Below are 23,039 nucleotides of genomic sequence, written 5' to 3' on the forward strand. Positions count from 1 at the left end.
TTTTGTCCTTATCTTTGCAATCCCAAAACGGAACAGCCTTCGGGTTTTTTTGTAGGGAATGGATCGGTAGTTCAGTCGGTTAGAATGCCGCCCTGTCACGGCGGAGGTCGCGGGTTCGAGTCCCGTCCGGTCCGCATCTAAAAGCTCATGCAAACTGCATGGGCTTTTTTGTTTTTAGCGACTTCCCTTTCTTTCAATGACCACTCCGGTGAATAACCGTGGATATTTTGATATAAATTCTTTTTTGTTGGTGTCATGCATTTGTTCCAAAGCCGGATTGTTCTATGAATCATTTTACACAAATAATATTAAGGTAAAATGATAGCAGTACTGGAAGGGAAAGAAATAAGGACAACTGATGATTTTCACAAAGCAATCAGTGAGCAATTGGCGTTTCCCAGCTACTATGGAAACAATCTTGACGCGCTTTGGGATTGTATGACCGGATGGATAGATCCACCTGCCAAGGTTATTTGGAGAGATTTTGAATTCAGTAAAATGTACTTAGGTGAATTTGCGGATAAGGCTAAACTGATATTTGATGATACCGTGAAAGTGCTTGAGGGGTTTAGGTTTGAATGTAGCTAAATACAAATCGATAATCGTTCTTCCCGGCCTGTAAATCATTTCAGAGACCCGCGCCTAGTGCGGGTTTTCTATTTTTAGTCGGGTATTTGGCCGAGTTCTCTTTTATTTTCAATGAGCTTTAAGGAAGTTAACTAAATTATTCAAACAGTTGCCGGTGATGAGGCTCGACAGTTAGATTAAAAAGGACTTTGACCTATGATCCAAAGATGATCTCAAGACCGCTGCCGGGAGCGGCTTTTGTGTTTTTGATTATTATTCATCTCCTCTTTTGAGCACATGATTGAGGGCGAGGTCGTCCCGGTCCAGTTGCTGCTCCAGTTTTCTGATGGATTGGTAATTATATCGGCTGTCTTTATGAAGCTTGATCAGTAATTCACGCCGGAACTTGCTGATTTCCAGTTGTGCCATCAGTATGGGTGCTATGGGCACCGCCAGCCAGGGAACTTCATCCAGGTATGCGGGCTGCAGATTTCGGTCGGATTTTATTTTTTGTTGCAGTTGAACGAGCGCAACTTCGTACGAAGCCTTGATCTGTCGCTTAACATCGTCTTCCATGGGGACCGGAATTTCATGCTCTATAAAATGCAGTGTGTTTTGCAACACGAGCAATTGCAGCTCCAATTCTTCTTTTTCGGCCTGTAAGTTGGGCTTTAGGGCCAGTATCCGTATCATGAGCGGAAGAGACATGCCCTGAATGACCAAGGTAACAAATATGACCACGAATGTCAGGAACAGGATCAAGGCGCGGTGAGGAAAGGGCGCGCCGCTGTTCAATGTCAACGGCAAGGCCAGTGCGGTGGCCATGGATACGATGCCCCTGGTGCCCGTCCATCCCACAATCAATACGTTTCTCCATGTCGTCTTCATTTCATCCTGCATCTCCTGCGAGCCGGCGGTTTTGGCGTCGCCCCAGAACAATTTGTGCGAATATGCCGTAGCGAAAACCCACGCCACGCGAACGATAATGACCACGAGGCTAACCAAAAGCCCATAAGCCAGCAGCATCAGCAGCGGATACTTCCCCAGTTCCTTTAATGCATCCGGCAATTGTTGGCCGATCAGTAAAAAAATAAATCCATTCAGTAAATAAATCAAGGTATCCCAAACGGATCTCGACCGCATCCTTGTCTGGTAAGAAAATATCTTCGGCGAACGCCACGCGATGAACAAACCGGTACATACCACCGCCAGCACCCCAGACACATGTAGCCTTTCGGCCAGGATGTAGGAAATGAAAGGCGTCAGCAAGGTAAGACTGGTGCTCGTGATGGAGTTGTGGGTGATCTTTTTGTGCATCCACACAAAAATGTAACCGGACGCGACACCGCACAAAATTCCTCCGCAAACAAGTATGGAGAACTGCAGGCCGGCCTGCCAGAGCGCGAAAGTTCCGGTGTTCACTGCTATCAATGCAAAACGGTAGCCAATAAGGGCGCTCGCATCATTGACCAGGCTCTCGCCTTCAATGATGGTTACCACTCTTTTATTGAGCCCCAGCCCTTTGGTTATTCCGGTAGCAGCCACTGCATCGGGCGGGGATACGATGGCGCCCAGTACGAACGCCAAGGGCCAGCTGAACCCCGGAATAAAATAGTATGCCGTTAGCGCCACCGTAATCGTCGTGAAGAAAACCAGCGCGATGGCCAGCGTGGAGATGGGCAGCATGTCTTTCCTGAAGTCGTGCCACGACGTTCGGGACGCCGCGTCGAACAGCAAGGGTGGAAGGAAGAGGAGGAAAACCACGTCCGGGTCCAGGATGAGGATGGGGAATTGAGGTATCAAACCGAACAATGCGCCGGTCATCACCAAAAGGATGGGGAATGGAAATTTTACCTTCCCCTCAAAAACGGACAAAGCAACTAAAACAACCAATGTAAGGATGACCGCATCAAATTGTTGCATCAGTGGAAAAGGTAGGCTAATTAAGCAGCCTGCCACGTATTTAAAAATACCTTACATAAGCCGGGGTGTGGAGCTGCAGACTATGTATATAAACATTACATACTATTCAGGTAGATGCTGAATTTGCTGCCCATTCCGGGAGTACTTTCCACCCGCAGGTTTCCTCCTGCGGCGTGTATGATCTTGTTGGCCAGGTACAAGCCTACGCCATGGCCTTCCACCTGCATATTCAACCGCCCGTAGATGGTGAATAATTTCCGTATACCGTCCGGTGAGATACCGATCCCGTTGTCTTCAACGCTCAATACAACATATTTCCCTTCCTGGCGGGTATGGATGTGCACCCTTGGTTGTTCGCGGCTGGCGAATTTCATCGCGTTGGAAATCAGGTTGTATAATATGCTCCGGAGATTTTTGGGCGAAAAGTAAACCGATTTCACTTCCAGGCGCGTTGTAATAATGGCATTGGACGCCTTTATCTTTTTCTCAAGGCTCCACTCGATATTGCTGAGCACTTCCCCGATGTCTACCGCTTCCATATCCGTCATGTTGTTTTCCAGTTTGGCGATAGCGGCAATGTTGTTGATCAGCATCCTGAATTTTTTTATGGAAGAATTAATGATGGACAAAAACTGCGTCAGTTCGGCGTTGCTGTTATCTACCAGGTTCATCAGGGCAATACTGGTTTCTATACTGCTCAGGGGATCGAGGAGGTCATGGGAAGCCATATGGATGAAGTGGTCCAGGTCGGCATTGATCCGCAACAGGCTTTCGTTTTTTTCATCCAACTCGATCTTAGCATGCTTGAGTGCGGAAATATCATTATAGGAAACGACCACTCCCTTTCGCCTGTTTTCCGCCTGCTGGATGTATGGCACGATCACCATTTGGTACCAATGGCCATCGCTGGTCTCTATTTCCCGGGTAATTTCCACCCCATCTTGCTGAACACTTTTCACGTCTTTTACCAGGCTGTCTGTTTTAATATTGGTCGAAATATGGCCGATCGGCCGCCCGATGTCCGTTTCCTGCAGATTGATCAGTTTTACGGTTGCGGGCGAGAATTTCATTATGCGCAATTGTTCATCGAGAAAAATCTGGCCGTTGATATTGCTCCTGAAATAATTGTTCAGGTCATCGTTTATTTCCAGCAACTGTTTATTCTTCAATTGGTAGTCTGCGTTAATCGTATGCAGCTCTTCATTGACGGACTGCATTTCCTCGTTGGTACTTTGCATTTCTTCGTTAGAGGAGATCAGCTCCTCGTTGAAAGACTGCATATTCTCATTATATGCGTCTATTCTTTCATCGGCGGCGGAAAGTTGCTCTTTCACTGCTTTTAATTCCTGTTCAAGGCTGGATACGTATTTGATGTTGTAGGTACGTTCGTCGAATGCCTCGTAACCAGGAGCAGTGGTGCCTGGCCCGGTATCTTCTTTCAGTATGACCAGGAATGTGGCCGGCATACCTGGCTTGCGCGGTATCGGGCTGATGGTGAGGTTGACCGTGATAGCGGTTCCGTTTGTTTGGAGGGGAATACGGCTGACGCCGGCTTGCTGTTGCGTTGCAGACACCTGGCTTATCAGGGTATTGAAAGCCAGGGCCAGTTGAGATGGCAACAGCTCCAGCAGATTCGTATTGAAGTTTTGTTGCAGCAGGTACCGGGAAGTATCTCCGTATGATTTGATTACCTGGTAGTTTTCATTGATGCTAATGGCCAGGCAATCCAGTTCCCTGGCCAGCACTTCGTTCACGCTTTCGGCCATGTCAATTCCCCTGTTCCTGCCTGTATTGTCCCAGGTATGAGCGGGCGCATCGATGCTTTGCGATTCAGGGAGCGAAAACGCATCGAAGTTGATGATCCGTTTTTTGCTGATGTTTTTATACAGTCTCCATTTTTTGTTGATCACTTCCAGGTTGTCGATAATGGATGCGGGAGTTTCGCTGGCGCCCAGGAAGAGGTAGCCGTTGAACTTCAGGCCAAAAAGCAGCATGGAGAACACTTTCTTCTGCAGGAGGGGTGTCATATAGATCAGCAGGTTCCTGCAACTGATGAAGTGCATGTTGCAATAGGGAGGATTCCTGGCCAGATCGTGCTGGGCGAATATGACCATTTGGCGGATAGCGGGAATGATCCTGTAGTTTTCCTGCTCTTTAATAAAATACTGGTGGAGTATTTCAGCCGGGATATCTTTTACACTATCCCAGTGATACAATCCTTTGCCGGCATATAATAAGGCCGCACTGTCCAGATCTGTCGCAAAGATCTTTACCGGCACATCTTTATAGGGCCCGGTCAGTTTTTCCTTGACCAGGATCGCCAGGGAATATACTTCTTCGCCGGTGGCGCATCCCGCGATCCACAGTTTTAGTTCTTCGCCCGGCTCCAATTTTGCCAGGAGGTCGGGCAGGATGCTGTTCCCGATGATGTCAAACGCTTCCCTGTCCCTGAAAAAGGCGGTTACGCTGATCAGGAAGTCTTTTGCCAGGGCTGATACCTCCGGAGGGTTGGCACGCAGGAAGTTATAGTAATCTTCGAGTGAGTTCAGATTGGCGGATGCGGCTCTGCGTTTGGTGCGCCGGAGCAGGGTGGTGAGCTTGTAGTCTGAAAAGTCGAGCGGCAGCCGTTCTTTTATGAAATCGACAATGGTGACGATCATATTTTCATTTTCCCGGATTCCGGCCTCTTCTTCCCGTTGATGCAGCACGTAGTTTTCGATCACTTCGGGCATGGCGGAGGGCTCTAATATATAATCAACCGCTTCCGTAGCAATGGCGGCCGACGGCATTCCGGGGAATTTTGAGGTGGCGGGGTCCCTGGCAATCACCAAACCGCCTTCGTGCTTAACAGCAATAATCCCTTCCGACCCATCGGCCCCGAGGCCCGATAAAACAACCGCAATCGCTTTGGGGCCATGGCTCACGGCCAATGAACCGAAGAATGTATTGATCGTGAGATGCGGCGCTTTTTCATTTTCCTTGGCCGTCAGGTAAAGCCGTGAATTGCGGATGGTCATGAACTTGTCATTCGGGATCAGGTAAACATGATTGGGCATTACCTCCATCGAATTTTCGGCTTCCTGCACTAAGAGCTTACTGTGCCTGGAAAGCAGTTCAACCATCCTGCTTTTGAAATCCGGCGACAAATGCTGGACGATTACATAGGCCACCCCATCCAACGGTGTATTATCAAAAAATGTATTGATCTCATCCATGCCCCCTGCGGAAGCACCGATGGCAATGATGTGGTGGGGCTCTCTGGTAATCATCGAGAAATGTGTTTTAATTTGACCGGAATAAAGATGTTCTGGAAGCAGGCGTTAAGAACGGCACAAGTTATGTTAATATTCCAAAAGCCGTTCCACAAAAAGGGACACCGTGGAAGTAATGGTTGTTTTTACAGAATAAATGATGCCATTGCCGCGAAAAATAGCCGATCTTTATGTAAGATGTTTCCCCGGTGCTCCCATTGCCATTCATAGCTTGTTTAAACTAATATAAAATGAAAGTCACGAAGTTGAATATTGTTAGGTTTGCCTCTAAAGGGGATGGTAGTTTTATTGATACCGTTACAGCGCGTGTGCAGGAGTACTTTAGCGTTTCAGGTACCTCCCCATATGCCAACAGGGGGATGTGGATAAAAACAATTTTAATGATATTGGCGTACTTTATACCATGGATATTAATAATCAGTAATACCGGGGCGAGTCATGTGATGCTATTCTGGCTATGCTGGTTTGTGATGGGATGCGGTATCGTAGGGATCGGCACCTGTGTAATGCATGATGCCAACCATGGAGCGTATTCCCCTAATAGGAAAGTTAATGTATTTCTGGGACATATGATGGAATTAATTGGTGGGTACAGCGTGAATTGGAAGATTCAGCATAATTTGCTCCACCATACCTACACCAATATTAACGGCCTTGATGAAGATATCGACAGTGTCGTGTTCCTTCGGCTATCGCCCAGGCAGCAATGGTATTGGTTTCACCGTTATCAGTACCTGTATGCCTGGTTTTTCTATATGTGCATGACCTTATTCTGGATGACGGCGAAAGACTACCTGCAGGTGATCCGTTACAAACGGCGCAACCTGCTGGTTAAACACAAGATTTCGTTAAAGAAAGCCATTTTTCATATTACATGGTACAAAATGTTCTACTACGGCTATGTGCTGGTATTACCAATCTTGTTCTCCGGCCAGCCATGGTACTTCGTGGTGGCGGGGTTTATTGTCATGCATTTTACAGCCGGCCTTATGCTGGCCTGTATTTTCCAGCCTTCCCATATTATGCCGCATGCTACATTCCCAGAGCCGGTGTTGGAAAACGGCAAGCGTTGCATAAAAGACAGCTGGGCCATTCATGAGTTGGCTACTTCCACCAATTTCGCCCCGCGAAGCCGTTTTTTGACCTGGTGTATTGGAGGGCTTAACTTTCAAATCGAACATCATCTGTTCACAAATATCTGTCATATCCACTATAGGAAATTGTCGCCGATCGTAAGGGAAACCGCGGCCGCATTCGGATTGCCGTATCACGTAAAGCGAACTTTCTGGGGAGCCTTGAAGGATCATGCCAGAATGTTGAAGGTCCTGGGGAAGAATCAATTGGCACGATAACCTATTACATTGCCGGGTTCGATAATTGGCCCTCTCAGCCGGCAAAGAGGACAAATCACTTAAAAGGTGATTGTCCTCTTTTTCGTTTTTGGTCGGGTTCCCATTTGCGTAAAATGCGACAATGAACTGCTTAACTTATGATGGAAACACGCCGTGCGTTTCACTGCTTCAAATAAGTTATCGGCGGGCCTACCTTCTCAAATCCGTGCGCTTTTCTAAGTTCATTCCTTTCTTCCTCTGTCATATTCCTGGCTACGCCTTCACTGAGTTTCCTGAAGTATTCTTCCATTTTTCCCGCAGGCTGATGGGCAATCATGACCCTGGCTTCGCCCTTCCCGATTTTTGCGAAAGTGTGAGGCACCATTCGGGGCCCGAATACCAAATCGCCTGCTTTGGCAGTGTATGTCGTTTCACCCACTCTGATAAGGAACTCACCTTGCAGCACGTACCACCATTCATCCGTTTCATAGTGCGTATGCAGGATTGGCCCGCCTTCTTTGATACGGGTGGATTCGAAAACAAACATCCCGCCATCTGTGTCTTTTGCCGATACTTTTGTATAAAAAACGTCTCCTTCAAACGGAGAAATACTTTTTCCGGCGCGATCTTTCCCGGCTTCCACCTTAAAGCCTTTTTCATCCCCGGATCTTGCACTTAATTTTGCAATCAGGTTGAATGGAATAGAAAACAGGGCTCCCATAACAGCCCCAAGCTTTAAGAAAGTACTGCGTTTCATAGCATCTGTTTTGGAGTTTAGGAATGTAAGAAGTTGAGCTGTCTGAAACAATTTTCCAATTGGTGTTTCCCATTAAAGCAATCCGCTGATGTCAAACAATGGCTGAATGAGAATTATAAACGGGATTAAAGGAATTCTTTTCTATATAGCTAAATTAATTTTGCCGGCAGTATTGCATAACCGTACGATTTCCTCAGCGCATATAAGATGATACAGCATGAATGCGACTTTTGGGCTTGCCTAAAGGTACAAATTCTGCCGGAATTGAAATACTACGGCCCTTTCGCGAAAGTTCGATAATTGACCCTCCCTGTCGGCATCCCATGCTCATGCAAACTGCATGGGCTTTTTTGTTTTAACGTCTTCCCTTTCTTTCAATGACCACTCCGGTGAATAGCCGAAGATATTTTGATATAAATTCTATTTTTGTTGGTGTCATGTAATTGTTCCAATGACGGATTGTTCTATGAATCATTTACACAAATAATATTAAGGTAAAATGATAGCAGTATTGGAAGGGAAAGAAATAAGGACAATTGAAGATTTTCACAAAGCAATCAGTGAGCAATTGGCGTTTCCCAGCTATTATGGAAACAATCTTGACGCGCTTTGGGATTGTATGACCGGATGGATAGATCCACCTGCCAAGGTTATTTGGAGAGATTTTGAATTCAGTAAACTGTACCTGGGCGAATTTGCGGATAAGGCTAAACTGATATTTGATGATACCGTGAAAGTGCTTGAGGGGTTTAGGTTTGAATGTAGCTAAATACGAATCGATAATCAGAAATCCACGGCATCGGCGCGTGCTTGCGCTTAACTATAGCATAAAATCGTCTTCCCGGTGATTCGCATATTTTACCCGCGGTTACCGATGGATACAGCATTGAAAGATGGAACGGTTAGCAGATGCATGGAATCGGCATCAGGCATTTATGGATAATTGTTTGAATATTTGCTATCTTTTGGTGATAATCTATTTTTCGGAACCCAGCGCGAATTCAATTTTATGTTGATAATCAATACAAATCCCGCCTAACTACCCATGAAGCAGCTCCATATTTTCTTAATGACATTCCTTTTGTTCCCAGCCGCCGCGTTTTCGCAGGAAGCATCTTCAGACAGTTTAATCGTAATTCTCCAGGAAAAGGATCCCGTACCTGAAGGCGCCACCCGCGTAGGTGCCATCAGGATCAAGGACGGGGGCTTCAAATCCCGGTGTGGCTACGATCAGACATTGGAAGAAGCCCGCGAAAAAGCCCGTACATTAAAAGGAAATCTTATCAAAATAACCGAACTCAAACCGCCCGATAATTGGAGCACCTGCTATCGCCTGCGGGCCGATGTGTACCATCACGACGGGCTCGCCGATATCGTTGCCGCACAACAAGCCGAGGCCGCCGCCGCCATCCGCACGATGCTTCCTGATACTGCTTCCTACGCGCTGTTGTGCGTATACCGGCCTAAAACCGGTGTGGGCACGCTGGTCCAATACAACCTGCATGTCAATGATTCTGTGGTATGCCGCGTAAAGCGCGGAGGCAGCTACATGATCAAACTGCATACCATGGGGCAAACCCAAATATGGGCGCGAACCGAATCCAGGGCCGAAGTCTCGGCGGATATACAGCCCGGCAAAGTCTACTTCCTGAAATGCGGCATCGGCATGGGCGCCTTCGTGGGCCGTCCGCAGTTTTACCTGATGAATACAACGCAAGGAATGTCCGAGTTCAGCTCCATGTACGGATCGGTAGAGGAGGAAGAATGAGGAAATGATAGTTTTGCCCTGACAAGGCCTCCCATCCACCACAACCGAAATTAAAAAAGGGGACATCATTTTAAATGATCGTCCCCTTTTCTGTGGTTCCTTATATCGTATTACCCGTCACTTCCCCATGCCGCTGCTCAGTTTCACGAACAGCCGCGGCGCCGAGCCATCGCGGTTGGTCTTGTATAGGTTCCAGTTGTTGCCGTCTGTTTCTTCCAGGTGGAACGACTGCGTGGCGTCCATCAGTTCTTTTTTACCCACCGCGGGAAAGCGTTGGCCGCCCTTGCGTTCTCCCAGGTCCTGATGACGGTGAAGATCTTTTCCTTCTCCGGACAGCTTTCCACATCCTTTTGATTCAGCGTGAGGCTATAGGTTGTGCCCACGCCCACCGATATGGCCTGCACATGCTCGTAATCGGCGGCTTTCGAATTCGCTTTGATGGGGAAATTGCCGCCCATGCCCACCGGGAAGAAGTTGGCATAGGTAACGTCGCGGAGGTCTTTCCCCTGGCTGGTGGCGCTGCCCCATTCGCGGGTGTCGGTATCGTAGAGGTTTTTCCCGCCGCCAACGTTCCAGATGCTCTGGTAATGCCACGAGCCTTCAGACAGCGTAGCGCCCGTAAACCGGATCGTACCAACGCCCGATCGTTCCGCTTTCTCGAACATCTTCCGGAAGAAACGCTTGGCGGAATAATAGCCATGCCCGTTGTTGAACAGGAATTCCTGTCCGTCGAAATCGTAATATCGAAGTCCGTTGATGGCGCACACATCCGCGTAATGCGCGGCGATCTCGTCTTGCAGCTCCATGTTCGGGATCAGCCCGTCGTACCCGTAATTCACCGTTACCTGCAACTTGTAGATCACATCTCCGGCAGCGTGTGCCGCCGGCGTGGTTTTCCAGTAACCGCGTTGTACCTGCAGGAGCCGGTAAGGCTTCGTGGTGGAAACGCCCATGTAATGAATGAGCTCCTTGCCGATTTTTATCATGTTCAGATTGGCGCAATGCCCCTCCCAACTGGCGATCTCTTCGAGGTATTTGGGATCGTCGACGAGGATAATGGTATCTGTGGCGCCGATGCCTTTGGTCAGCAGGCGCTTTTGTTGGTAGCAGAGGCTGTCGCTGGGAACCGGACTGGCATCGAGGGTGCCTGGGGCGAGGGAGTTCGTGATGGGCGTCCGGCCGATGGTAATGCCTTGCCTGGCGGCGATATCGGCGAATTCTTTATGGGAAAGGTTCCCACTGGTGAGCTTGAGGGGTTTCTTTTCGAAGTTCCTTCCGTCGATGTAACCGGCATTTCCCCTGTCTGGCCGCAGGAACCCCTGGTCGTACAGGCTGATCGTTTTGAATCCGAGCCTGGCCGTGTAGGAAATGATGCTGTCGTACAATCCGCCGGCGGTAATGGCATCGGGAACGTAGGCGGAGGGGTCTTTCACCCATTTGCCGTTGATGGTCGGGTAGGGCAGCTTTTCGGCCAGTACGATTTTTTGGATAACGTCCAGCAGCGCGGTGCTGTCCGGGCTTCCCCACAACGCCACGGAGGAACCGATGTAATCCACGCCGGGCAAGGGTTGTACCTGCAAATGGTTGGGTGTATTGGCGGCCATGTTGGGAATGAGGGAGAAGTAGACTTCCCGTTCGATCGTGCGGTCGCGGGATTGGTAGGCGATGGATATCCTGCCTTTGGCGTCTACCATCGCGGCATTTCCGTACATGATCCGGAACCAGGGCTCCTTATGCGCGTAAAATGCCACATCGCTGATGCCGTTGCCGCCGAGGGTGAAAACCTGTCCTTCGTGAAGGGAATCCGGTAAGGGGAACCGCTTCGCGTCTGGCGTGTGGATGATGTACTGGAAGGGGGCGGCGTCGCCGATGGTTTCGGCCGTTCCGCCGAGGGTATTATCGTTCAGCGCCAGCAGCCCGATCGCAAAATTGACCGCATCGCTGGTATCGCGGCTCACGCCGATGATCTCGCCCATGAGGTTGGTGATATTGGTGTGGATGGAGCCCCATTGCACCGCGTCTATCCCTTTGCGCGGGGAAAGAGAGCGCAACACGAGCCTGAAGTAACGCTGCTGCGGCTGGATGCTGATGGTAGCCACCGAGCCGTTCGGGTATTGCAGCGCCAGGGTGCCGTTCCCTTTCGCGTAAGTGGCCTTTACAGGCTGGTAATACTGCTTCCTTTTACTGTCGTACAGGCTCAGCAGGGGCGATGGCTTGTCTTTCGGACTGAACTCACGGTTCGGCTGAACGGTGATGTTTTTCATGCTGGTGATCCACCCCTTGTTATTGATGTGGATCCTGAAATAATCCGTTTGGAAATCGTGCTGCGCGCGTACAGCGCCGGCCAACACGGTGGCCAGGAGCAGGAAAATACTTTTCTTGAATATCGTTCTCATATAAATGATGCGAAGCGGCCCCGCCGGCTGAACGCCCGGCCGGATGCCGCATGTTTTAATTTACGAATTTGCCGCGAATGATCGTCAATGGCCATATCCCGGTTCGCCGGACGCCATCCGGTGCCGGAATTTCAGCAAGGTAAATTTTCATGAAATATCAGGGGACTGCAACCGGTAAATTGATCTTTTATAATGCTTTATTTGCAGCCTCCGGCCCGCCACTGCTACCTTATTTCCTACGGATCGGCCGATTTTAGCAATGCCCATCAGCATTTAACCTCAACGTGATAACACTATCCCGTACCGTTGTGATGATGATCCTCCCTGAAATTGCCCAAACGACCTATACCCCCGATATCCTCAAAAATGGTTACCATGATCATTGCTGAACTACTCGTCATCGTCTACCTGGCTGCATGCGTCTGCTACAACTTTGCCTTTTCGGTGGCTGGCCATTTTTTGTCTGCCACACCCGCCGCCGGGCTGGACGAAGGAGCGCCCTGTTGCCGCATTGTGGTATTAATACCGGCTTACAAGGAAGACAACGTAATCGTAAATACGGCGAAAAGCTACGATAGCCTGAATTATCCGCGGGCGAGCTACGATGTGGTGGTGATTGCCGATTCGCTGCAGTCCGCAACCATTTCGAAGCTGTTGCAGGAAGGCCTGTACGTGCTACCGGTTCAATTCACCGTCAGCACAAAAGCGAAAGCCCTGCATGCGGCATTGGAGACACTGCCGCCGGTGTATGATATTGCCCTGGTTTGTGATGCGGATAACGTGCTGGAAAGGGATTTTCTGCTGAAAGTAAACCGCGCCTACCGCCGGGGCCACCCCGTCATCCAGGCGCAGCGGGTGGCTAAGAACCTGGATATGCCGTTTGCGATATTGGATGCGGCCAACGAGATGATCGCCAACCACATCCACCGCAAGGGCGCTAATGCATTCCGGCTTTCCGCGTCCCTGGCGGGTTCTGGCATTGCGGTCGATTTTCAGCTCCTCCGGGAAACGATGCAGCAGGCCGTTGCCATCGGCGGGTTCGGGGAAGATAAAGTGTTGCAGCAATTGATCGTGGAAAGAGGGCACCGCATCCATTACCTCGAAGATGCGCTGATCTACGATGAAAAGGTCTCCAACGCACACGCGTTCGAAAACCAGCGGAAGCGTTGGCTGTTCGGCCAGCTATACTGCCTGCGGCAAAACTGGTGGAAAGGGAACCAGGAGCTGCTGAACGGGAACATCGATTACTGGTATATTTCCGTATGGCAGAACCTCCTGCTCCCCCGGCTCCTGTTGCTGACGGCCACCCTGTCGCTTTCCGTGATCTACCTGCTTTTTAACGCTTACCTGGCAATTCCTTCCTATTGCTGGATCGCGCTGCTGGGCATGTGCTGCGGGAGCCTGTTGCTGCCTTTGCCGGTGAAGTTTTACACCCGCTTTCTGCTGCGGGCGGTCTGGCACCTCCCCTGGGCTATGTTCCTCATGCTGATGCTCGTTTTCAGGAACCGGAAAGCCAACAGCGCGTTCATCCATACACCGCATCATAAAACAGGCGTGGATAATGTACTGTTCGACCGGAAATGGCAGCATCCGTGACCGCAGCGCCGGACAGAAAAAAGGCTTCCCCGGGAGGAAGCCTTTTCTTCTGGCATATGTTCCGAATGGCATCGGGAGAGGATAAATAGCGGCGGATCAGTGCGCCTTGAAAACATCGTCCATCGCTTCCAGCGAGCGCCCCTTTGTTTCCGGGACCATCCGCAGAACGGTCCAGAAGGCGAGAAGGCAACAGCAGGCGAAGAACCAGAAAGTGGCGGCGCCCCCGAATTTGCCCAGCAACACCGGCGTGAGCTGCCCCACGATGGAATCCGCGACCCACATGGTCATCAGGCTCACGGCCATGGCCTGTCCGCGAATATGCGTGGGGTAAATTTCGGAAGCGATGACGAACTTCAGCGGCCCCAGCGAAAACGCGAAGCAGGCGAGAAACAGGATGATCGCTACTACCAGCGCCAGGTTCCCCGTGGCCCCGGTATGCATGCAATATCCCGCGAAAATGAGGCTGGCGGCGGCGCCCAGCGAACCCACCATATACAGCGGCCGCCGTCCCATGCTATCTACTTTCCAGATGGCGATGAGCGTAAACACGAAATTGGCGATCCCGAAAATCGTCTGGCTGAGCAATGCGTTCGAAATATTGATCCCGGCTTCGTTCAGGATACGCGGGCCGTAATAGATCACCGCATTGATGCCGCTGAACTGGGAGAACAAAGGCAGCAAAATGCCGATCAGCATGGGTTTGCGCAATGCCGGCGAAAACAGCTCCCGGAAAGCGCCCCGGGAAGCCGCGGCGGGCGAAGCGGGAACATCTATATTACCGTTCATTTTCTGCAGGATGGCCATCCCTTCGGCCGTACGCCCGGTTTGCAGCAACCAGCGTGGACTTTCCGGGATAAACGCGATACAGATGATAAACAGCAGCGAAGGAATGCCGCCGATGCCGATCATGGCGCGCCAGGGCTCGGCAACGAGCAGATTAGCGGCAGGCGCTTGTTGCGCATATTGAAGAACGGCTGCATTCGTCAGATAGGCGAGGAGGATGCCCGCGGTGATGGCCAGTTGGTACAATGTAACCAACCGCCCGCGGATATGCGCCGGCGCGATCTCCGAAATGTACAACGGCGCAACGATAGACGCGATGCCTACGCCCACGCCGCCTGCGATGCGCGCCAGCACCAACACCGTAAAACCCGGGGAAAGCGCGCTGCCGGCGGCCGACAGCAGAAACAGCACCGCCGCGGCGGCGAGCATCTTCTTTCTTCCCAAACGGTCGCTCAGCACGCCGGAAACCGCGACGCCGGCAATGCAGCCCACGAGGGCAGACGATACGAACCAGCCCTGAACGGCGTCTGTTAGCTGGAACTGGTCTTTGACGAAAAGCAACGCCCCTGAAATAACGGCCATGTCAAAGCCGAAAAGGAGCCCGCCGAGCGCGGCGGTAAAAGTGGCGAGACCAACGTACTTGACGAATGGATTCATAATATCGGTATAGAGATTAGCAGCATTCTTCTTTCACGAAAGACCTCACAACTTTCACTTCCTCACCGCTGTCGTTGAGGAGCGTATAAGCGCCGGCGGCGGCGGGGATGATGAAGGTTTCGGCATAATGCACCACCTGCTCCCGGCCGTTCGTCACCACGCGGATGCGCTCGCCTTCCACGAGGCTCAGCACATGGCATTGGTTGCCGGTATCGAGCTGCACGGTGGTAGAGAATTCCACCCGTTCGATGCGGTAGAAATGCTGTGGATGGGTGGGCAGGTGAAGGAGGCGCCAGTCTGCCCCCTGCTGGATGGTCACCGGGGCCGACAGCAGGGTTTCCCTTACCACATCGCCCTTCCGGTCAAAATCAAGGTTCTCGAACGCCCGCGCGATGTTCAGCGTGCGGGGCCGGCCGTTGAGGTCGGTGCGCATCCAGTCGTACATTTTGAAGGTGTAAATATAGGGCGTGGCGCTGATTTCCAGTACCAGGTTGTCTTTCCCGGAACTATGCACGGTGCCGTTGGGGATGAGGAAAAGGTCGTGGCGGTTGGATGGGAAAACCTGTACGAATTTTTCGATGTCGACGGCCTGTTGTTGTTCCACACTGTTTTCGAGCGCACTTCTGAAGGTAGTGGCATCGATATCGTTCTGGAAGCCGAGATATACTTTGGCGCCGGGTTTGGCGTCGAGGATGTAATAGGTTTCGTCTTGCGTGAACGGCTCGCCGAAGTTGTCGCGGGTGTAGGCGACGCTGGGGTGGCACTGGATGGAGAGGTTGCCGCCGTCGAACGTATCGAGGAAATCGAATCGGATGGGAAAGGTGTTACCGAAGCGGGGCGCGGCTTTGCCGAGCACGGCGGTGTTATCGAGCATGAGCATCGTATCCAGCGAAATTTCCTGGAGCAGGCCTTCATGTTCGAGGAGGATGCCGTTTTCCGGAGCGATCAGTTCGAACGACCATGCATAATTCACGACGTTGGGATTGAGCTCCGCGATGTTTTCCCGGATCCAGTGGCCGCCCCATACGCCCGGTTCGAACCAGGGCCGCGCGCGGAACATGTTGCGTGACATTTCGCGGAGCGTATTGCGGAGCGTATCGCCTTCGCACCAGGTGATCTCGTTGAGGCGCTGCTCGTCGATGAACAGTTCTACGGAAGGGAGCAGCGTTTTTTTATGGCGGTTCAGCACGGGCCAGTCTACGAAATAGAACGATTTGTATTGCTGGCGCGCGTCGCCGGAAATACTGTGGTGGCCGATGTTGCAGACCTGTCCGGCGCGGGAGCGGAACTGGATCTCGTTTTTAGGGAGATCGATATAGAGGAGTGCGCCGTCCCAGCCGCAAAGCGAGGCGCCGCAGCCGTAGAGGATATTCAGTTGGCCGTTTTCGGGCTGGATGTTGCGGAGTTTTTCCGGGGTAAAGAAATCGCTCAGTTGGCCGTCGAAGACTTTTCCGAAGAGGGGATCGCCGTTGCCGAGGCTGGGCGCAACGAGCGCATCGCGGTCGGCTGCGGGAATGAGGGCGGCGTTGACGTTAACGAAGCGGGCGTTGGTCTGAAGGCCGGCGAGGCGGGATTGGAGGGCGGCAATGAAATCGTCCCACTGAACGCCTACGTAGCCATCGATGATGATGTTGGCGCGGCGCTGGAGGATCCAGGTGAGGAGGGAGTCGAACCCTGCGTGGATGGGGCCTGCTGCACTGAAGCAGGGATAAATATCATAGCCTGCCTGGTCCCGTTTTTCCTTGGTATGTGGCGCCAGGAATTGTTCTGTGGCCCTGAACCGGTGTTGATGCTGGGTTTGTGCTGGATTAATGGTAGACATAAGGTATATAAATGTAGTAATGTACAAACATATACCAAATCAAATTAAATTCCAAACCAGGGAAGGGGATGGATCAGGAAGAGCGCCTGCTTTCGACGGTGTAGATGAAGCTTTCCGCTTTGTAGTAGCCGAGGTTGTATTCGATGGGGCGGTCTGCCTGGTCGAACACGAAGCGTTTCCGGAGGAGGATGGCGCTGTCTACATCTACTTCCAGCTTTTGGGCGATCAGTTTATCGGCCAGCCGGGCGCTGATTTCTTCTTTAGACAGGGTGGCGATGACGAAGTGTTCCTGTTCCAGCATTTCGTAGAGGGGCATTTTGAAGTCTTCGTCGCCGGTGAGCCCCACCCTTGGGTGGAAATAGGAGATGAAGTATACGAAAGGCTCCTGGGTATTGCCTCTCAGGCGTTCGAGCTTGAGGATTTTCTGGTCGGTTTTGATATCGAAGAAGCCGGCCACGGTTTCGTCGGGGAATACCCAGCTGATGTGGAGCTCGTAGTTTTTGATGACGATCCCCCGGGCCTGCATTTCCTGGGAAAAGCTCAGCCAGTTCATGGATTTGGAGCTCATCTTGGCGTTGGCCACTTTGGTGCCGAGGCGCTTCTTGCGCACCAGCAGTTCTTCGTACACCAGCTTGTTGATGGCCTGGCGCAGGGTGGTGCGGGATATGGCCAGCCTTTTGGCCAGCTCTACTTCGTTGGGCAACAGCTTTCCGGCCTGGTACTCGGGCTGCTTGATGAGCTCCCGTAACAGGTTCTCCGCCTGGATATGCAGCGGCACAGCGCTTTGATGGTCAATCTTTAATCGCATACATGTATAAACATAACTTACCTGCAAATTAGAAAATAAAATCCGTTGCCAACCCATCCCGCCCGCAGATTCCTCCCGAATGTCTGGACCATGCAAAAAAAGCATCATTCAGAATAATGGGGAATTATGCGTAATTATCATATTATCAATTAATTATAAAAATGTTAAAATTTTTCCCGTCAAAATGTTTGTAGTTTCCCGGGTTTATATGTAAATATGTACACACAATTAAAACATATTCACATTCCCGTTCACTATGAAGAAGAACTACCCGATGTTATGTAGAAAGCGGTACCTCTTCCAATGGCTACTCCTGTTGCTCGCCAACGCAGCCATCGGACAGGCACCGAAAATATCCGGCAGTGTGACCGATACGAAAGGACAAGCCATTCCCGGCGTAAACATTCGCATCAAACACACCCAGTCCGGCACCGTCACCACACCCGATGGCAAATTTACCCTCCAGCTGAAATCCGCCGCAGACACACTCGTGTTCTCCTTCGTCGGATTTCAATCCCAGGAAATCGTGGCCGGCGGCCGGAGCACCGTCAACGTAACCCTGCTGGAGGATAAAAACGATCTCGACGATGTGGTGATCGTAGCTTATGGCCACCAGAAAAAACAAAGCATGGTGAGCTCCATCACCACCATCAACCCCAAAGAGCTGAAAGGCCCCACCAGTAACCTGACTACCATGCTCGCTGGCCGCATTTCCGGCATGATCTCCTACCAGCGCAGCGGCGAGCCCGGGGCAGACAACGCCCAGTTCTTCATCCGTGGCATCACCTCTTTCGGGTCCGGCAAAATCGACCCGCTCATCCTTATCGACGGCATGGAATCCACCGCCACCGAACTGGCACGCATCCAGCCCGACGATATCGCAGGGTTTTCCGTGCTCAAAGACGCCGCCGCTTCGTCGCTCTACGGCGCCCGCGGCGCCAACGGGGTGATCCTCGTCAACACCAAATCCGGGAAAAGCGGCGCTACCAAAATGAACGTGCGGCTGGAGAACTCCATGACGTCGAACACCCGCAACTTCAAGCTGGCAGACAATATCACCTACATGCGCCTGGCCAACGAAGCCATGCTCACCCGCGACCCGCTCGGCGTGCTCCCGTATTCGCAGAACAAAATCGACCACACCGTGGCGGGAGATAATCCCTACCTCTATCCGAACAACAACTGGATAGAACAAATGATCAAAAAGAACACGAACAACCAGCGGCTCAATCTCAACCTCAGCGGCGGCACCCCCAAAGCACAGTATTACGTGGCCGCCACCGTGAACCAGGACAACGGTATCCTCAAATCCCAAAGCGGCAGCGGCTTCAACAGCAACATCAAGCTGCGCAGCTATGAGGTCCGCTCCAACGTGAACCTCCAACTCACCAAAACCACAGAAGCCATTTTCCGTACCACGGGCAACTTCGACGATTACAACGGCCCGATCGGCGGCGGTGGCGCCATCTTCGGTAGCGTACTCAACGCCAATCCCGTCCGCTTCCCCGCCATTTTCCCGGCCAGCGACCGCCCGCAGGTGAAACACCCGCTGTTCGGCAACGCCGCCCGCGGCACAGACGGCGCCGTGTTCACGAACCCATACGCCGACATGGTCTCCGGCTTCCAGCAATACAATACTTCTACGCTGAACGTGCAGTTGGAACTGAAGCAGGACTTCAACTTCCTGACGCCCGGCCTCACGGCCCGCATGATGATCTATACCAAACGGTATTCGAGCTTCAGTCTGTCGCGCCAGTTCTCGCCGTTCTATTATTCCGCCAACCCCTCGCTCGAAGTACCGGGCGGTTATACCCTGTCGCTCCTTAACGAGAAAACCGGGACGGAATACCTCAGCTACAACCCCGGCGCCAAGATCGTCAATACCACCACGTATGCGGAAGCGGCTGTCATGTACAACCGCACCTTTAATAAAGTGCACAATGTCGGCGGTTTGCTGATCGGTATCCGCCGGAACTATCTGAACGGCAACTCCACCGACCTGCAGCAATCGCTCCCTTTCCGCAACCAGGGCGTTTCCGGGCGGGTGACTTACGGGTACGACGACCGCTATATGTTTGAAGGCAATTTCGGTTACAATGGTTCCGAGCGTTTCGCGAAAAGGAACCGCTTCGGGTTCTTCCCCTCTGTGGGCGTGGCCTGGAACGTGAGCAGCGAAGATTTCTTTTCCGATTTATCCAATACCGTTTCCCGCCTGAAACTTCGCGCCACATACGGTTTGGCCGGCAACGACCAGATCGGGCGGGCGGAAGACAGGTTCTTCTATCTTTCCAACGTGAACCTGAACTACAATCCGTATGGGGCAACGTTTGGCGAGAATTACGGGTACGGCCGGCCGGGCGTGCTGATCTCCCGCTATCCCAACGAGCTGATTACCTGGGAACGTGCGCTCAAGACGAACGTGGGCATGGACCTCAGCCTTTGGAACTCGGTGAACTTTACCATAGACGCTTACAAGGAGCGCCGCAACAGCATCCTCATGCAGCGGGCTTACGTACCTACCACCATGGGCTTAACGGCGCCGGTGTCTGCCAATGTGGGCGTGGCCGAAGGGCGCGGGTTTGAGCTGCAGGCCGATTACAATAAAACCTTCGGGAAAGCCTGGTTGCAGGCCCGCGGTACGTTTACCTACGCCACCAGCGAAATCCTGGTGAATGAAGAGCCGGAATATGCGGCCAACATGAAGTACCTCTCCCGCGTGGGCCACTCCGTTGGCCTCGCTTACGGTTTGGTGGCGGAAAGATTGTTCGTAGACGATGAAGATGTGAAGAATTCCCCCAAGCAGCATTTCGGCGAAACCCGCGGCGGCGACATCAAATACCGCGACCTGAACGGCGACGGCCAGATCACCGACCTGGACATGATCAACGGGCTGAGCTATCCCGTTACCCCGGAAATCATTTACGGGTTCGGTTTCTCGTTCGGGTACAAAAATTTCGACATCAGCACTTTCTTCCAGGGATCGGCCCGCTCTTCGTTCTACATCGACCCCGCCAAAATCTCGCCTTTCGTGGCCGACGGGCCCAACGAAAACGGATTGCTGAAAGCGATTGCAGACGACCACTGGTCTGAAGACAACCGCAATATTTACGCTTTCTGGCCAAGGCTGGGGATGACGCAGAGCGCCAACAACAATAAGATGTCGAGCTGGTGGATGCGCGACGGCGCTTTCCTCCGGATGAAGAACGCCGAGATCGGGTACAACATCGGCGACAAGGGTTTGAAAAGATACCGCATCAACGGGCTGCGCATTTATGCGAACGCCGTCAACCTTTTCGTGATCAGCGCCTTTAAGCTCTGGGATCCCGAACAAGGCGGCAACGGGCTGGGATACCCCGTCCAGCGGACGTTCAACATGGGCATCAATGTACAGTTGTAACAATTCGCGCCATACATTTCAATCACCTGAAACATTATATTTTCATGTCAGTTAGAATATTAAAGGGCCGGATGGTGGCCGTGGTGCTGCTGGGAGTTGCGGCGATGCTGGGGTCCTGTATGAAAGGGTTCCTCGATATGGTGCCCGACAACGTGCCCACGCTCGACCATGCTTTCGCCAACCGCCTCGAAGCCGAAAAATATCTTTTCACCTGCTATTCCTTTCTCCCGCAGGAAGGCCATCCCGACAAGAATCCCGCTTTCAGCGGCGGAGACGAGGCGTGGACGTATTGGCCCATGCAGGAAGATTACTTTTTCCTCGACCCCTACAACATCGCCCGCGGTAACCAGCAAAAGGCTTCGCCGTATATGAATTATTGGGACGGGTACGACGGGAAGTCGCTCTGGCAGGGTATCCGCATATGCAACATCTTCCTGGAGAACGTGGGCAAGGTGTACGATCTGCAGCCTTACGAAAGGGACCGCTGGATCGCGGAAGCCAAGTTCCTGAAGGCTTACATGCACTGGTACCTTTTCCGGATGTATGGGCCTATCCCCATCATGGATAAAAACCTCCCGATCGATGCGCCGCCGGCAGCCATGAAAGTGTACCGCCAGCCGGTAGATTCCGTCGTGAACTATATCGTGCAGACGCTGGACGATGCCGCCGCCGGCGAAGCGTTGCCCATGAAAATTACCAGCGTTACCACCGAACTGGGGCGCGTTACCAAAGCAGCGGCGCTGGCCGTAAAGGCACGGGTACTCGTTACGGCCGCCAGTCCTTTGTTCAATGGCAATAACGATTTTGCGAATTTTAAGAACAATAACGGGCAGCTGCTGTTCAACGCGCAGGCCGACGATCAGAAATGGGTGCGTGCGCGCGAGGCCTGTAAAGCAGCTATCGACATGGCTGCCGCAGCGGGCCTGAAGTTGTATTATTTCAATTCGGCCGTGGTGGAAGTCAATAATTTCACCCGTACGGAGCTCAACATCCGGAATGCCGTTGGCGAGAAATGGAACAGCGAGCTGATCTGGGGGAATACCTCCGGCGGAGCGCCTACCTACTGGCTCCAAACCTATGCCTGCCCCCAGCTCGATCCCAACAACTTCAACATCGCCCTGAAAGCCAAACTGGCCCCGCCCATGAAGATCGCGGAGCTGTTTTACACGAAGAACGGCGTGCCCATCACCGAAGACAAAACCTGGGACCATGCCAATCGTTTCAAACTGCGCACGGCCACCACGCTCGATTCCGGTATCCAGGAAGGGTATAAGTCGGTAGGGCTTCATTTCGACCGCGAGCCCCGCTTCTATGCAGACATCGCTTTCGACGGTTCCAAATGGTACATGCGCAACGGCGAATTCAAAGTCCAGAGCAAATCCGAACAATGGGCCGGCAAAAAGCAAAGCCGCATTTACTCCATCACCGGCTATTACACGAAGAAGATCGTGAACTGGAACCTCGTGTTCGACAAAACCAGTCTTACCGTTGAGTCTTATCCCTGGCCGGTGATCCGCCTGACCGATCTGTACCTGCTGTATGCCGAAGCACTGAACGAAACCGGGGACGCTGCCAACGCGCTGCGCTACCTGAACATGGTCCGCGAAAGGGCCGGCCTGAAATCCGTGGAAAGCGCCTGGTCCACCTATTCCACCAATCCCGCCAAATACACCTCCAAAGCCGGTCTGCGGGAAATCGTACACCAGGAGCGCACCATTGAAATGGCGTTCGAAGGCAGCCGGTTCTGGGACCTCCGCCGCTGGAAAACCGCGCCGCAGGAACTGAGCAAAGCGATTTACGGTTGGGATATCATTCAGACCACTTACGAAGACTACAACCGCCGTGTGCTCCTGTACAGCCCGCAGTTCATCGCCCCGCGCGATTACTTCTGGCCCATCGCGGAAGGGAACCTGCAGATCAATCCGAACCTGGTACAAAACCCCGGATGGTAACGAAAAACTC

General features: G+C 52.1%; 15 protein-coding genes and 1 tRNA gene. 8 read left to right on the top strand and 8 right to left on the bottom strand.

Annotated features, from left to right (window positions below):
• Positions 1 to 60 precede the first annotated feature (60 nt).
• Positions 61 to 134, top strand: a tRNA-Asp gene (locus tag WJU22_RS09800).
• Between the two features lie 184 nt (positions 135 to 318).
• Positions 319 to 588, top strand: coding sequence for a barstar family protein (locus tag WJU22_RS09805; protein ID WP_341843058.1), 270 nt, complete (start codon positions 319 to 321; stop codon positions 586 to 588).
• 252 nt (positions 589 to 840) lie between these two features.
• Here WJU22_RS09805 and WJU22_RS09810 read toward each other — a convergent pair whose 3' ends face one another.
• Together WJU22_RS09810 and WJU22_RS09815 are read right to left on the bottom strand one after the other, a co-directional pair.
• Positions 841 to 2,490 carry a Na+/H+ antiporter gene (locus WJU22_RS09810; protein WP_341843765.1) on the bottom strand — a complete coding sequence of 550 codons (1,650 nt, stop codon included), beginning with the start codon at positions 2,488 to 2,490 and terminating at the stop codon, positions 841 to 843.
• Between the two features lie 95 nt (positions 2,491 to 2,585).
• The gene (locus WJU22_RS09815; protein WP_341843059.1) at positions 2,586 to 5,759 is read right to left on the bottom strand and encodes a chemotaxis protein CheB; all 3,174 of its coding nucleotides are present in this window, start codon (positions 5,757 to 5,759) and stop codon (positions 2,586 to 2,588) included.
• Positions 5,760 to 5,992: 233 nt separating this feature from the next.
• Here WJU22_RS09815 and WJU22_RS09820 point away from each other — a divergent pair, with 233 nt between their 5' ends.
• Positions 5,993 to 7,114, top strand: a complete 1,122-nt coding sequence (locus tag WJU22_RS09820) for an acyl-CoA desaturase (RefSeq protein WP_341843060.1) — start codon at positions 5,993 to 5,995, stop codon at positions 7,112 to 7,114.
• Positions 7,115 to 7,274: 160 nt separating this feature from the next.
• Here the strand turns inward: WJU22_RS09820 and WJU22_RS09825 are convergent, their stop codons facing one another.
• Entirely contained in the window at positions 7,275 to 7,850 is a 576-nt protein-coding gene (locus tag WJU22_RS09825; RefSeq protein ID WP_341843061.1) for a cupin domain-containing protein, read from the bottom strand.
• A gap of 499 nt (positions 7,851 to 8,349) precedes the next feature.
• Here WJU22_RS09825 and WJU22_RS09830 point away from each other — a divergent pair, with 499 nt between their 5' ends.
• Both WJU22_RS09830 and WJU22_RS09835 read left to right on the top strand, forming a co-directional pair.
• Entirely contained in the window at positions 8,350 to 8,619 is a 270-nt protein-coding gene (locus WJU22_RS09830) for a barstar family protein (RefSeq protein ID WP_341843062.1), read from the top strand.
• A 276-nt stretch (positions 8,620 to 8,895) separates the two neighbouring features.
• Positions 8,896 to 9,618 carry a hypothetical protein gene (locus tag WJU22_RS09835; RefSeq protein ID WP_341843063.1) on the top strand — a complete coding sequence of 241 codons (723 nt, stop codon included), beginning with the start codon at positions 8,896 to 8,898 and terminating at the stop codon, positions 9,616 to 9,618.
• Positions 9,619 to 9,735: 117 nt separating this feature from the next.
• Here the strand turns inward: WJU22_RS09835 and WJU22_RS09840 are convergent, their stop codons facing one another.
• Complete coding sequence (locus WJU22_RS09840; protein WP_341843064.1) at positions 9,736 to 9,861, bottom strand: hypothetical protein; 126 nt, start codon at positions 9,859 to 9,861, stop codon at positions 9,736 to 9,738.
• Positions 9,861 to 12,014, bottom strand: a complete 2,154-nt coding sequence (locus tag WJU22_RS09845; RefSeq protein ID WP_341843065.1) for a hypothetical protein — start codon at positions 12,012 to 12,014, stop codon at positions 9,861 to 9,863. The genes WJU22_RS09840 and WJU22_RS09845 overlap by 1 nt, the downstream gene beginning before the upstream one ends.
• Before the next feature lie 375 nt (positions 12,015 to 12,389).
• On the opposite strand from WJU22_RS09845, the gene WJU22_RS09850 reads away from it, so the two are divergent.
• Positions 12,390 to 13,610 carry a glycosyltransferase family 2 protein gene (locus tag WJU22_RS09850; RefSeq protein ID WP_341843066.1) on the top strand — a complete coding sequence of 407 codons (1,221 nt, stop codon included), beginning with the start codon at positions 12,390 to 12,392 and terminating at the stop codon, positions 13,608 to 13,610.
• Between the two features lie 96 nt (positions 13,611 to 13,706).
• Here WJU22_RS09850 and WJU22_RS09855 read toward each other — a convergent pair whose 3' ends face one another.
• The 3 genes from WJU22_RS09855 to WJU22_RS09865 form a co-directional block, all read right to left on the bottom strand.
• Complete coding sequence (locus tag WJU22_RS09855; RefSeq protein WP_341843067.1) at positions 13,707 to 15,050, bottom strand: sugar porter family MFS transporter; 1,344 nt, start codon at positions 15,048 to 15,050, stop codon at positions 13,707 to 13,709.
• Positions 15,051 to 15,066: 16 nt separating this feature from the next.
• Complete coding sequence (locus WJU22_RS09860) at positions 15,067 to 16,872, bottom strand: class I mannose-6-phosphate isomerase (protein ID WP_341843068.1); 1,806 nt, start codon at positions 16,870 to 16,872, stop codon at positions 15,067 to 15,069.
• 73 nt (positions 16,873 to 16,945) lie between these two features.
• Positions 16,946 to 17,680 (bottom strand): GntR family transcriptional regulator, encoded by a 735-nt coding sequence (locus WJU22_RS09865; RefSeq protein ID WP_341843069.1) that lies wholly within the window; start codon positions 17,678 to 17,680, stop codon positions 16,946 to 16,948.
• 256 nt (positions 17,681 to 17,936) lie between these two features.
• On the opposite strand from WJU22_RS09865, the gene WJU22_RS09870 reads away from it, so the two are divergent.
• Both WJU22_RS09870 and WJU22_RS09875 read left to right on the top strand, forming a co-directional pair.
• Positions 17,937 to 21,077: a TonB-dependent receptor gene (locus WJU22_RS09870; RefSeq protein WP_341843070.1), complete on the top strand. Its 3,141-nt coding sequence runs from the start codon at positions 17,937 to 17,939 to the stop codon at positions 21,075 to 21,077.
• A gap of 44 nt (positions 21,078 to 21,121) precedes the next feature.
• The gene (locus tag WJU22_RS09875; RefSeq protein ID WP_341843071.1) at positions 21,122 to 23,029 is read left to right on the top strand and encodes a RagB/SusD family nutrient uptake outer membrane protein; all 1,908 of its coding nucleotides are present in this window, start codon (positions 21,122 to 21,124) and stop codon (positions 23,027 to 23,029) included.
• Positions 23,030 to 23,039: the final 10 nt, after the last annotated feature.

Source organism: Chitinophaga caseinilytica (genome assembly GCF_038396765.1).
In the GTDB taxonomy this organism is placed as follows: Bacteria; Bacteroidota; Bacteroidia; order Chitinophagales; family Chitinophagaceae; genus Chitinophaga; species Chitinophaga caseinilytica.

Excerpts from the sequence above, each read along its gene's own strand:
- WJU22_RS09855 (WP_341843067.1), bottom strand. The coding sequence starts at position 15,050 with ATGAATCCATTCGTCAAGTACGTTGGTCTCGCCACTTTTACCGCCGCG.
- WJU22_RS09825 (WP_341843061.1), bottom strand. The coding sequence starts at position 7,850 with ATGAAACGCAGTACTTTCTTAAAGCTTGGGGCTGTTATGGGAGCCCTG.
- WJU22_RS09835 (WP_341843063.1), top strand. The coding sequence starts at position 8,896 with ATGAAGCAGCTCCATATTTTCTTAATGACATTCCTTTTGTTCCCAGCC.
- WJU22_RS09830 (WP_341843062.1), top strand. The coding sequence starts at position 8,350 with ATGATAGCAGTATTGGAAGGGAAAGAAATAAGGACAATTGAAGATTTT.
- WJU22_RS09870 (WP_341843070.1), top strand. The coding sequence starts at position 17,937 with ATGAAGAAGAACTACCCGATGTTATGTAGAAAGCGGTACCTCTTCCAA.
- WJU22_RS09865 (WP_341843069.1), bottom strand. The coding sequence starts at position 17,680 with ATGCGATTAAAGATTGACCATCAAAGCGCTGTGCCGCTGCATATCCAG.
- WJU22_RS09845 (WP_341843065.1), bottom strand. The coding sequence starts at position 12,014 with ATGAGAACGATATTCAAGAAAAGTATTTTCCTGCTCCTGGCCACCGTG.
- WJU22_RS09840 (WP_341843064.1), bottom strand. The coding sequence starts at position 9,861 with ATGGACGCCACGCAGTCGTTCCACCTGGAAGAAACAGACGGCAACAAC.
- WJU22_RS09860 (WP_341843068.1), bottom strand. The coding sequence starts at position 16,872 with ATGTCTACCATTAATCCAGCACAAACCCAGCATCAACACCGGTTCAGG.
- WJU22_RS09805 (WP_341843058.1), top strand. The coding sequence starts at position 319 with ATGATAGCAGTACTGGAAGGGAAAGAAATAAGGACAACTGATGATTTT.
- WJU22_RS09820 (WP_341843060.1), top strand. The coding sequence starts at position 5,993 with ATGAAAGTCACGAAGTTGAATATTGTTAGGTTTGCCTCTAAAGGGGAT.
- WJU22_RS09810 (WP_341843765.1), bottom strand. The coding sequence starts at position 2,490 with ATGCAACAATTTGATGCGGTCATCCTTACATTGGTTGTTTTAGTTGCT.
- WJU22_RS09850 (WP_341843066.1), top strand. The coding sequence starts at position 12,390 with ATGATCATTGCTGAACTACTCGTCATCGTCTACCTGGCTGCATGCGTC.
- WJU22_RS09815 (WP_341843059.1), bottom strand. The coding sequence starts at position 5,759 with ATGATTACCAGAGAGCCCCACCACATCATTGCCATCGGTGCTTCCGCA.
- WJU22_RS09875 (WP_341843071.1), top strand. The coding sequence starts at position 21,122 with ATGTCAGTTAGAATATTAAAGGGCCGGATGGTGGCCGTGGTGCTGCTG.